The 10,120-nt window shown below is 55.2% G+C and carries 8 protein-coding genes and 2 tRNA genes; 2 read left to right on the forward strand and 8 right to left on the reverse strand.

Annotated features, from left to right (window positions below):
• Positions 1–12 precede the first annotated feature (12 nt).
• From rpsB to CUU80_RS02830, 5 genes are all read right to left on the reverse strand, one after another.
• The gene (gene rpsB / locus CUU80_RS02810) at positions 13–834 is read right to left on the reverse strand and encodes a 30S ribosomal protein S2 (RefSeq protein WP_100495838.1); all 822 of its coding nucleotides are present in this window, start codon (positions 832–834) and stop codon (positions 13–15) included.
• A 260-nt stretch (positions 835–1,094) separates the two neighbouring features.
• Positions 1,095–1,574 (reverse strand): peptide deformylase, encoded by a 480-nt coding sequence (gene def / locus CUU80_RS02815; protein ID WP_100495839.1) that lies wholly within the window; start codon positions 1,572–1,574, stop codon positions 1,095–1,097.
• 4 nt (positions 1,575–1,578) lie between these two features.
• Positions 1,579–3,636 (reverse strand): AMP-dependent synthetase/ligase, encoded by a 2,058-nt coding sequence (locus tag CUU80_RS02820; protein ID WP_100495840.1) that lies wholly within the window; start codon positions 3,634–3,636, stop codon positions 1,579–1,581.
• Between the two features lie 52 nt (positions 3,637–3,688).
• Positions 3,689–4,027, reverse strand: coding sequence for a hypothetical protein (locus CUU80_RS02825; protein WP_100495957.1), 339 nt, complete (start codon positions 4,025–4,027; stop codon positions 3,689–3,691).
• 400 nt (positions 4,028–4,427) lie between these two features.
• On the reverse strand, positions 4,428–5,552 hold the full coding sequence (locus tag CUU80_RS02830) for a GuaB3 family IMP dehydrogenase-related protein (RefSeq protein ID WP_100495841.1): 1,125 nt from the start codon (positions 5,550–5,552) through the stop codon (positions 4,428–4,430).
• A 127-nt stretch (positions 5,553–5,679) separates the two neighbouring features.
• On the opposite strand from CUU80_RS02830, the gene CUU80_RS02835 reads away from it, so the two are divergent.
• Positions 5,680–6,900 (forward strand): NADP-dependent isocitrate dehydrogenase, encoded by a 1,221-nt coding sequence (locus CUU80_RS02835; RefSeq protein WP_100495842.1) that lies wholly within the window; start codon positions 5,680–5,682, stop codon positions 6,898–6,900.
• A gap of 207 nt (positions 6,901–7,107) precedes the next feature.
• Positions 7,108–8,724: a substrate-binding domain-containing protein gene (locus CUU80_RS02840; protein WP_100495843.1), complete on the forward strand. Its 1,617-nt coding sequence runs from the start codon at positions 7,108–7,110 to the stop codon at positions 8,722–8,724.
• 61 nt (positions 8,725–8,785) lie between these two features.
• Here the strand turns inward: CUU80_RS02840 and CUU80_RS02845 are convergent, their stop codons facing one another.
• The 3 genes from CUU80_RS02845 to CUU80_RS02855 all read right to left on the reverse strand — a co-directional run bounded on the left by CUU80_RS02845 (position 8,786) and on the right by CUU80_RS02855 (position 10,115).
• A complete protein-coding gene (locus CUU80_RS02845; protein WP_100495844.1) occupies positions 8,786–9,520 on the reverse strand; it encodes a M23 family metallopeptidase in 735 nt (244 codons plus the stop codon).
• A gap of 407 nt (positions 9,521–9,927) precedes the next feature.
• Positions 9,928–10,003: transfer RNA gene (locus CUU80_RS02850), tRNA-Asn, on the reverse strand.
• A gap of 39 nt (positions 10,004–10,042) precedes the next feature.
• Positions 10,043–10,115 (reverse strand) — tRNA-Asn (locus CUU80_RS02855).
• Between the last annotated feature and the right edge of the window lie 5 nt (positions 10,116–10,120).

Here is a 10,120-nt window from a genome sequence, read left to right on the forward strand (position 1 = left end):
CATCGTAGAGCATCACTCGGCCTTTTCGCCCTCGGCGTTCTGGGCCTCAGCTTCAGCAGCGGGAGCCTCGTTGGTCAGAAGTTCCTTCTCCCAAGCTGCCATCGGCTGCTCAGCGGTTTCGCCAGCGGCCTTGGCACCCTGGCCAGCGCGCTCCAGCAGGCCTTCGGCGACGGCGTCGGCCATCAGGCTGGTGAGCAGCTCGATGCCGCGAATGGCGTCATCGTTGGCCGGGATCGGGTATTCGACGGAATCCGGGTCGGCGTTGGTGTCGACAATGGCGACAACCGGGATGCCCAGCTTGTGAGCTTCCTCGACGGCCAGAGATTCCTTGGTGATGTCGACCACGAACATCGCGGACGGGGTGCGGTTCATGTTGCGAATGCCGCCCAGCTGCTTGTTGAGCTTGTCCTTCTCGCGCTCGAGCAGGAGGAGCTCCTTCTTGGTCAGGCCGGAGCCGTGCACGTCGGTGAAGTCCATTTCCTCAAGTTCCTTGAGGCGGTTCACACGCTTGGAAACGGTCTGGAAGTTGGTCAGCATACCGCCGAGCCAGCGCTCGGAGACGTACGGCATGTTCACGCGGGTGGCCTGGTTGGCGATGGCTTCCTGAGCCTGCTTCTTGGTGCCGACGAAGAGCACGGTGCCATTGTGGGCTACGGTGGTCTTGATGAAGTCGTACGCCTTGTCGATCATGTCGAGCGACTTGAACAGGTTGATGATGTGGATGCCGTTGCGCTGGGTGAGGATGAACTGCTTCATCTTCGGGTTCCAGCGGCGGGTCTGATGGCCGAAGTGCAGGCCAGCCTTCAGCATGTCGCTCATAACGATCTGAGCCATGGTATTACTACCTTTCATTGTCGGTTCTTGCCTGGTCATGCGCACCTGCGTGCAGTCCTTGTCCCGCTGGAAGCGGAATCCGGACCGACCGACACAGGCCGTCGCGAGCATAACGCGTATTTGTTGTGCGCCGGTAGACAATATTGGTTGGCTCCAAACGCCAGCGACTGCGTTCGTTGCCGGGGTGGCACACGAATGTTGAGCCTAGCACAACCCCGCGAATAAAGACATGGCTGCGGCAGGCTCTACGGTAACGTCGTTCAGCGGTTGCGCATCTGCTTCAGAGCGGCGCGACGCTCCTCTTTTTCAAGGCGATCAAGATAGACATGGCCGTCGAGGTGATCGCATTCATGCTGAAGCATACGTCCCATCAGACCAGTTCCTTCAAGCACTACTTCATTGCCATCCAAATCGATGCCACGTACACGAGCGTAGTCGGCACGCCGGGTCTTGTACCACAGGCCAGGAACCGATAGACATCCTTCATCGCCGTACTGTTCGCCACGCGTCTCCTCCAGCACCGGGTTGAGCACATAGCCGATTTTGCCTTCGATGTTGTAGGAGAACGCTCTCAAGCTCACGCCAATTTGATTGGCGGACAAGCCAGCACGTCCTGGGTCGTTTACAGTCTCAAGCAGATCGTCAACCAATCGGCGCACGGCAGGGGTGATTTCACGGATTTCGTCACAAGGGGTGCGCAGGACGGGGTCGGGAACGACCCTGATCTCACGGATTGCCACAGATTTACTCCTCGTTCTTTCCACTGTCCTCAGCCGCGGCATGCGCTCCGGTCTCATCCGGCAATGCCGGTTGGCCATCCTCATCATCCTCAGCCTTGGACTTCTTGATTTTCTCCGATACGCTAGCAATCGAATCCGACACGCTCGTCTTGACTTGCTCAGAGGCCTGCTTGACCTGTTCGGAGGCTTTTTTGACGGTCTCAGACGTGCTATCGATGATCTTTGCAGTTGCCGGCAACGGCTTGTTGGAAGGCTTCGGCGCGTAAAGCTCGTCCTCGATGATATCGGCATATCGCTGCAGTACCTTCGGACGTACAACCTTCATACTGGCGGTCAGCGTGCCACGATCCTGACTGAATTCCTCATCGAGCACGACAAACTTGCGTACGGATTCGGCACGGGAGACGTTAGTGTTGGCCTGATCGACGAACTGCTGAATGAACGCCCGCACGGCATCGTTGTCACGAGCCTGCTCCAGCGTCATATCAGCGTCCAGTCCCTGGCCAGCAAGCCACGAGTGCAACATCTCTGGATCAAGTTCGATCAGTGCCGAAACGAACGGCTTGCCGTCGCCCACCACTACCGCATGAGCCACTATCGGGCAGGTGTCGATGATATCCTCCATCGGCGCAGGACTGATGTTCTTGCCGCCGGCGGTGATGATGATGTCCTTCTTGCGACCGGTGATATAGGTGAAGCCACGATCCTCAATACGACCGATGTCCCCTGTTTTGATCCACCCATCCGCAGTCATCGCCTGAGCGGTCAGCTCGGGCTGCTTATAGTAGCCGAGGAACACATTCGGACCGGTCAGCTCGATCTCATCGTCTTCACCCAAACGCACACCCATACCGGGTCCGGGCTTGCCGACCGATCCAACCACGTTATCATCCTGCCAATTGACTAACATTGGAGCGGCGGTTTCCGTCATGCCATAGCCTTGGATAAAAGTGATGTCGTCCATGCCATTAAAGAAATGAGCGAGATCGACATTCAGCGGCGCGCCACCGCATGCAAGCCATTTCAGATTCGGGCCGAGAGCGGAACGGACCGATTTGCCGACAGTGCTCATGAAGAAGGAATGGCACAGTCGTTCAGTCAGAGGATGCCCGGCACCGGATTGCTCATCTTTGCTCCAACGAACAAAATGCTTGGTGGCCTGCGCAAAGATACGGCCTCGGATACCCGCGCCAGCTTTCTGCGAAGCAGCGTTGTACACTTTCTCGAATACGCGAGGTACGCCAAGCAGATACGTAGGCTTGAAACTGCGGATATCAGCCAACAGATGCTTAGCGTTCGGAATGTATCCCACAACACCGCATCCCCCGAGGGCCACATACTGGATGTATCGGGCGAAGCAGTGTGCCAAAGGCAGGAATAACAGCAGACGATTATCCTCATAAAGCATGTCACGGAGAATCTCATAACCGTTGAGCACGATATGGGTGTAATTACGATTCGAGAGCATGGCCCCCTTGGGCTTGCCCGTAGAACCGGATGTGTACACCACAGTGAGCAGGTCGTCCGCCTTGACTCGGGAAATGGCCAAATCAAGTGCTTCATCGGATACGCCATGACCGAAATCAGCAACCGCGTCCAGCCCATCGGCTTTGAAGTTAAATACATACTTCAACCCCGGATGGTTACTTCGAATCTGTTCCAGGGTCTGTGCCCGCTGGAAATCACCGGCGAACGCGATGACGGGGTCAACCTCTTCGACGATGCCAGTCGTCTGCTTCGCGGAGTCGGTTTCATACACGGGCACCACTACCGCGCCGATGGCGGCACATGCAAAATCAACCACTCCCCACTCATAGCAGGTAGGCGAATAGATAAGGACCATGGTTCCAGCTTTGACGCCCAATCCCAGCAAGCCCTTGGCCACCGTGCGCACACGAGCGAGCATCTCGGTTGCGGTGGCACCATGCCACTGATGAGTGTCGTCATCCTGCCATTCGGCGATGACGTCATCCGGCGTACGGGCGGCTCTGCGGACCAGCAGGGAGAAAACCGTGTCTTCGTCCGTGGTCACGTATCTGGGTTCTTCGACATGTTCACGCATGGTCTCCACTATAGGCGGACCGGTCTATGACGGCACGGCGGCTTGCCGTCAATCAGCCCAGATCCGCGTACACACACATCCATCGCGATCCGATAAAGCGCAGTTTGAGATTCACACGGATGTCTTCTTTGCCGATCATGACGAATACTGCCATTTCCAAAGTGTCCTTGCTGATGTTCGTGCCGTCGATAAAAGTGGGCACCACCGGCAAATAGCAAAGCTTCGCTTTGAGTTCCGGATGTGTGAGCATATGGGCATCCAGCAGATACTGCATAGTCTGCAGCCGGTCAAGGCACGGCTTGGTCATCGCTCGATTCAGATGGCTCAGTCCCAGTTTGCCTCGGATGACGTCGGTAGCCGTACATGCCAATCGGCACGAAGCCATCGCCATCGTGTGGCATTCTTGAGCGTCCAACCCGCCGATGAAAGTGGAATGAAAATGATACCGGATTGGACGATCCGACGATTCCAGCACAATATAGCCGTCATAACCTGGCAGCGGCGTACGCGAATTCGTGTTATGAAAATAGTCATCGTAATCCATGACGACCTCTAAATTCCCCCTCAAGCCTTACCTACGTTGGTAAGTGCTGAGAACTACATCACCACGAATAACGGTCCAAGTCAAATTGCGCGAGCGTTCCTTTCCCTGAAGACGCCTCAACAAGGACAGAAGGGCTCCAGCATATGAACACATACACCAGAGCCCTCAACGGTTTCAGGTTTTGACGAATCGCCACGTTCAACGGAACCAGCGAAACACCCAGCCTGCTACTTGAATAATCCTGCAGCTACTGCGCCATATGAGGAGTAACCACCATACCGCAACGCTGGAAATTCTTCACATCCACGTATCCGGTGGAGGCCATGGCACGCTTCAAGGCACCAATGAAATTCGTTTTGCCATCGGCCTGATGACTCGGCCCGAACAGGATCTGCTCCAAGGAGCCGACCGTGCCAACCGTGGTGCGGTAGCCACGCGGCAATGTTTGATGACGAGCCTCGGCACCCCAATGGGTACCCTTTCCGGGCGCTTCGGTGGCCCGTGCGAGCGGAGCGCCAAGCATCACCGCATCAGCGCCAAGAGCCAACGCTTTGACGAAGCTACCGGAATCTCCCATACCGCCATCGGCAATAACCTGTACATAACGGCCGCCGGACTCATCCATGTAATCACGGCGAGCTTCCGCCACATCCGCGATGGCGGTAGCCATCGGCGCATGGACACCGAGAGTCTGGCGGGTGGCAGATACGGCACCACCGCCAAAGCCTACCAGCACACCGGCGGCACCGGTGCGCATCAGATGAAGCGCTGCAGTGTAGTTAGCGGCACCGCCCACAATCACCGGCACATCAAGGTCGTAGATGAACTTCTTCAGATTCAATGGCTCCTGACCCGAGGAAACATGTTCCGCGGAAACCACAGTGCCACGAATCACGAACAGATCAACACCGGCATCAACCACGGTAGAGTAGAACTGCTGCGTGCGCTGCGGAGATAGCGATCCTGCCACGGTTACGCCAGCTGCACGAATCTCGTGCAGCCGCTGCGTAATAAGCTCCGGCTTGATGGGCTCAGCGTATATCTGCTGAATGCGTTCGGTGGCCTGCTCGGCAGGCAAACCGGCGATTTCGTCAAGCAACGACGTCGGATCGTCGTAACGAGTCCATAAACCCTCAAGGTCCAGAACGCCAAGCGCGCCCATCTTACCCATAGCTATGGCGGTAGCCGGGCTAGTCACTGAATCCATCGGAGCGCCGATCACCGGCACATCGAACTCATAGGCATCGATCTGCCAAGACGTGGAGACGTCTTCGGGATCGCGGGTACGACGAGACGGGACGATGGCGACATCGTCAAGTGAATAGCCGAGACGGCCCTTTTTGCCCAAACCGATTTCAATTTCCTGAGACATGGACTCAAGCCTATTGCCGGGGACGGACGCGACGCCTTCAAGTGTCCACATACTCGTATCCATCGGCCCCACGTTACAAACATGCGATATGACTAGAACATCTTCACACCAGCTCTAGGGAGGAAACATGGCCAAAATCAAGGTCGAAGGCACTGTTGTCGAACTCGACGGCGACGAGATGACCCGCGTTATCTGGAAGGACATCAAGGATCGTCTGATTCTGCCGTATCTCGACGTGAATCTCGATTACTACGATCTGGGCATCCAGCACCGTGACGAGACCGACGATCAGGTGACCATCGACGCCGCCCACGCCATTCAGAAGCATCATGTGGGCGTCAAATGCGCCACGATCACTCCTGACGAAGCCCGAGTCAAAGAGTTCGGACTGAAGAAGATGTGGAAATCTCCTAACGGCACCATACGCAACATTCTGGGTGGCACCATTTTCCGTGAACCCATCGTGATGAGCAACGTGCCGCGTCTGGTGCCCGGTTGGACCAAGCCGATCGTGGTGGCCCGCCACGCGTTCGGCGATCAATACAAAGCCACTGATTTCAAGGTGCCGGGAGCCGGACAATTAACCGTCACCTTCACCCCGGATGACGGATCTGAGCCGATTCAGCATGTGGTCTACAATTACGGTCCGGATGGCGGCGTGGCTCAGGTGCAGTACAACGTGAACGATTCGATTCGCGGCTTCGCGCGCGCATGCTTCAACTACGGTCTCATGCGCCACTACCCGGTGTATCTATCCACCAAGAACACCATTCTCAAGGCCTACGACGGTCAGTTCAAGGACATCTTCGCCGAGGTCTACGAGACCGAGTACAAGGATCGGTTCGAGGCGGAGGGGCTGACGTACGAGCACCGTCTTATCGATGACATGGTAGCCAGTTCATTGAAGTGGCATGGCGGCTACATCTGGGCGTGCAAGAACTACGACGGCGATGTGCAGTCTGATTCCGTAGCCCAAGGCTTCGGCTCGCTGGGCCTGATGACCTCCGTGCTCATGACGCCGGACGGCCAGACCGTGGAGGCCGAAGCCGCACATGGCACCGTGACCCGCCATTATCGTCGTTGGCTCAAGGGCGAGAAGACCTCCACCAACCCGATTGCCTCGATCTTCGCTTGGACCGGCGGTCTTAAGCATCGCGCTGATCTGGATGGCACTCCCGAAGTACGACACTTTGCCGAAACCTTGGAGAAGGTCATCGTGGATACCGTTGAAGGAGGCCAGATGACCAAGGATCTCGCCATGCTCATCGGCCCTGACGAACCATGGCTCGACACTGAAGGATTCATGAACGCATTGGACGAGAACCTGCAGAAGGCATTGGCCGACTGACGCTGTTTCTTCCCGACCCCCTATCCTCAGAGTCAACGCGAAAACGCAGAGGATAAGGACAGATCGGCTTACTCCCCTGATTGTTCCCGGATATATGACGATTTACGCCATATGCCCGGGACTTTTCATATACCGGCGACTACTATCGTTGTTCAGCCTGTTGTTTCGACATCCGTTTTCAGGATTTCAAGGAGGTTCCGTCTGCCTATGGTGTCTGCACGCCGCCCATTCACTGTTCTTATTGCAGTCCTTGCATCCTGCGCGACGCTGTTGTCGTTGACAGCATGCGTTTCCGGCTCCGACGCCGGAGATATCAAAGGCAACTCATCCACAGTGACATCATCCTCTGCGGGGTCGGTAGCGCTGTTCACTCCTTCCGACGGCATCACGTTAAATCAACAGACACCGCTCAATAAATGGGCCAAACTGGTGCCCGACCTAACGAAGGCTTTGGTCGAAGCCGGAATGGAAAAAGGCAACATCTCCCATAAAACCTCGGATTCGCTGGATAAGCAGAGTCGAGCCATTCAGGATTTTGTCGTCAACCATCTTTCCGAAACCGGCAGCTCCAATGATTCCAAAATCACCATCGCTCCGGAAAACATGACATTGCTTGTAGCGCCGGTGGTGAAATCGGACGCTTCGACCAGACAATACGGCGACTACGTCAGTCAGGAGCTGACCACCAACGACACCAGCGAAGAAGGAACCGATAACGACAACAACGCGACCTCGCACGAATCAGGTGAAGTCGACGGCGGAGCAACCACATCAGACGATGAACAATCCCAGGCAGCAGATCGTCTGGTTTCCTCTCTGAAGCTGGCGCAGGAATCCGGCATGCATGTGATTTTGCTGGGCAACAGCATCACCGGATATGAACCGGACGCATTCGTGAAATTCTCCGACGCGCAGACCATCGGTAAGATACAGGCCGAGAAGGTGAAGGCCAAGCTGGAGCTCGATAAAGCGAGCAAGGACAATCCGAAACAAATCGAGGTACTGCTGCCCTATGAGACCAAGGACGACAATGGGAAGGCTGCAGACACCACATTCGCGCAAGAAGCGTTCCAAGGTGTTTGGAGCGTGCTTGGCGCCTATTATCAAAAAGGTGTCATAGAGAGTCCGTCTGGCGCGTTGGATGCCGATTCCACACAGGACGATTGGCAAAACGTCGCTTATGATGCCTCACAGGACAATGCCGTTGCCGATACACTCAAAAAACGGCTGGCAGCCAAGTCGTCAGCCTCGTTGACGCGCATTGACGCCATTATCGCTATGAACGACTCCGTGGCTTCTGATGTTGTTACCACTCTCGACGATATGGGATACACCGGTTCCGCCGCAGACATCAACCCTCAGATCACCATTTCCGGCATTGTGGGCAATATCACCGGCAAAAAGGATTTGTCTCGTCAGGCCGTACCTGATCCGATCAAATCCCCGGAGAAGGATAAGGCCGGTACTGAAACCGATGGTTCCAACACCGACGAAAGCACAGCCAGCAAGGATCGTGATTCTCGATGGCCACTGGTGACAGGATACGGCGCTTACGTATCTGTCATCCCTTCCATCGTCAACGGCAAGCAATGGATAACAGGGTTGGAAGATCGTCAGGCGCTGGCATCTGATATCGCCCAAGCATGCACGTTGCTGAACACGGGAAGCACACTCAAATCCATGTCCGTCGTACACAACACTACGGTTGCAGGGGTCAAAAAAATACCGACAATCAGTGAGCCAACCATCGCCGTCAGCGCCAGCAATCTCAAAGCCGAGCTCATTGACCCCGGTTATATCTCTCTGGCCGACGCCGGATTGTGATTTGTTTGTCTTGGATCTTTTGACGTAGGCAATTGAACCGTTCTTTGATCAGTCATCTTGATCAGTCATCTTCGAGATACCCACTGTTCCGCCAGTCAGAAAGGAGAGAAGCCGAAAGCGGCTTTACGGCAACACGACGTCTCGACGCGTACGATTCAGGATCCAGATAATCGGCGGTTCCGCGTTTCAACCCCCAATGCAGACATTGGTCGTCACAATGATCTGAATTACCCGCAACTACGCCTATGGTCTGGCCACGTGTGACCGATTGTCCAGCCGATAGTTCAGTTTCTGCAGGCTCGAACGTTGAGGTAATCCCTCCCCTATGACGTATGCTCAGCACTGTTTTCCCGGCAACGCTTCCGACGAAACTCACAACACCTGCTTTCGGTGCGACAATCGAGGTTCCCGGCCCGGCAGTCAGATCTATGCCACGATGCCCGGCCGACCATGGATTTAGCGGACGTTCGAACTTCCTCATAATCTGTGTAGGAATAACGGGCCAGATATATGCCGCCTCACATGATCCGACCATCTGATGTTCGAGTGCAGCCGAATCGGTAAAATCTGCAATGGAATAATCTGCCGTTCCGCTCACCAGCATGCCATCTCTACCCTCATAATGTGAATCGACGATCAGCCCTAATCCCAGAGCCAGAAGCAACCCCATGGCTGTTACTACGGAGATGACCGCATCCATGCGACGTTTACGCTGTTGTTCCGCTTGTCTGCGTATATAATCTCGCCACTTTGCAACTCGTTGCGCTTCATCGCGACGCCAATCAAACCACGACATGTCTTTCCCTCCTACCTTGACATATCCGTATATTCACCGGCTTTTGCGCCGGTTATTTCAGATTGGCTGACGACAAGCACTACTGTCTACCCATATCGACCTATGTGGTTCTAGCTTCCGAAGTTATCCACATTGCACGTCTCGACGATGCCTGAGCGTTTCCTTTGACCGATACGCATATTGCAAACCGTCGCACAATGGTTCAGCGCGTAATACAAGCAGGGGCCCTTGCTAGGCCGTGAAAACACCCTCTAGGACGAGGTAATTCGGCGGCCAGAGAGCTCCGTAAAAGGAGATTTTGAGGAGATGGGTAAATTTATTGACTATTATTGACTACCAAGGCCATTTTGGTCGGACGGAAAACTATCTGAGACGACGAAACCCCTTGAAAATCAAGGGGTTTCAACTGGCTCCTGCGACTGGGCTTGAACCAGTGACCGTCCGATTAACAGTCGGATGCTCTGCCAACTGAGCTACGCAGGAATATTCAATTTTCCCCAACCGATTACCCGATCAGGAGAGCTCCTGCGACTGGGCTTGAACCAGTGACCGTCCGATTAACAGTCGGATGCTCTGCCAACTGAGCTACGCAGGAATATT

This window comes from Bifidobacterium scaligerum (assembly GCF_002802865.1).
Classification (GTDB): Bacteria; Actinomycetota; Actinomycetes; order Actinomycetales; family Bifidobacteriaceae; genus Bifidobacterium; species Bifidobacterium scaligerum.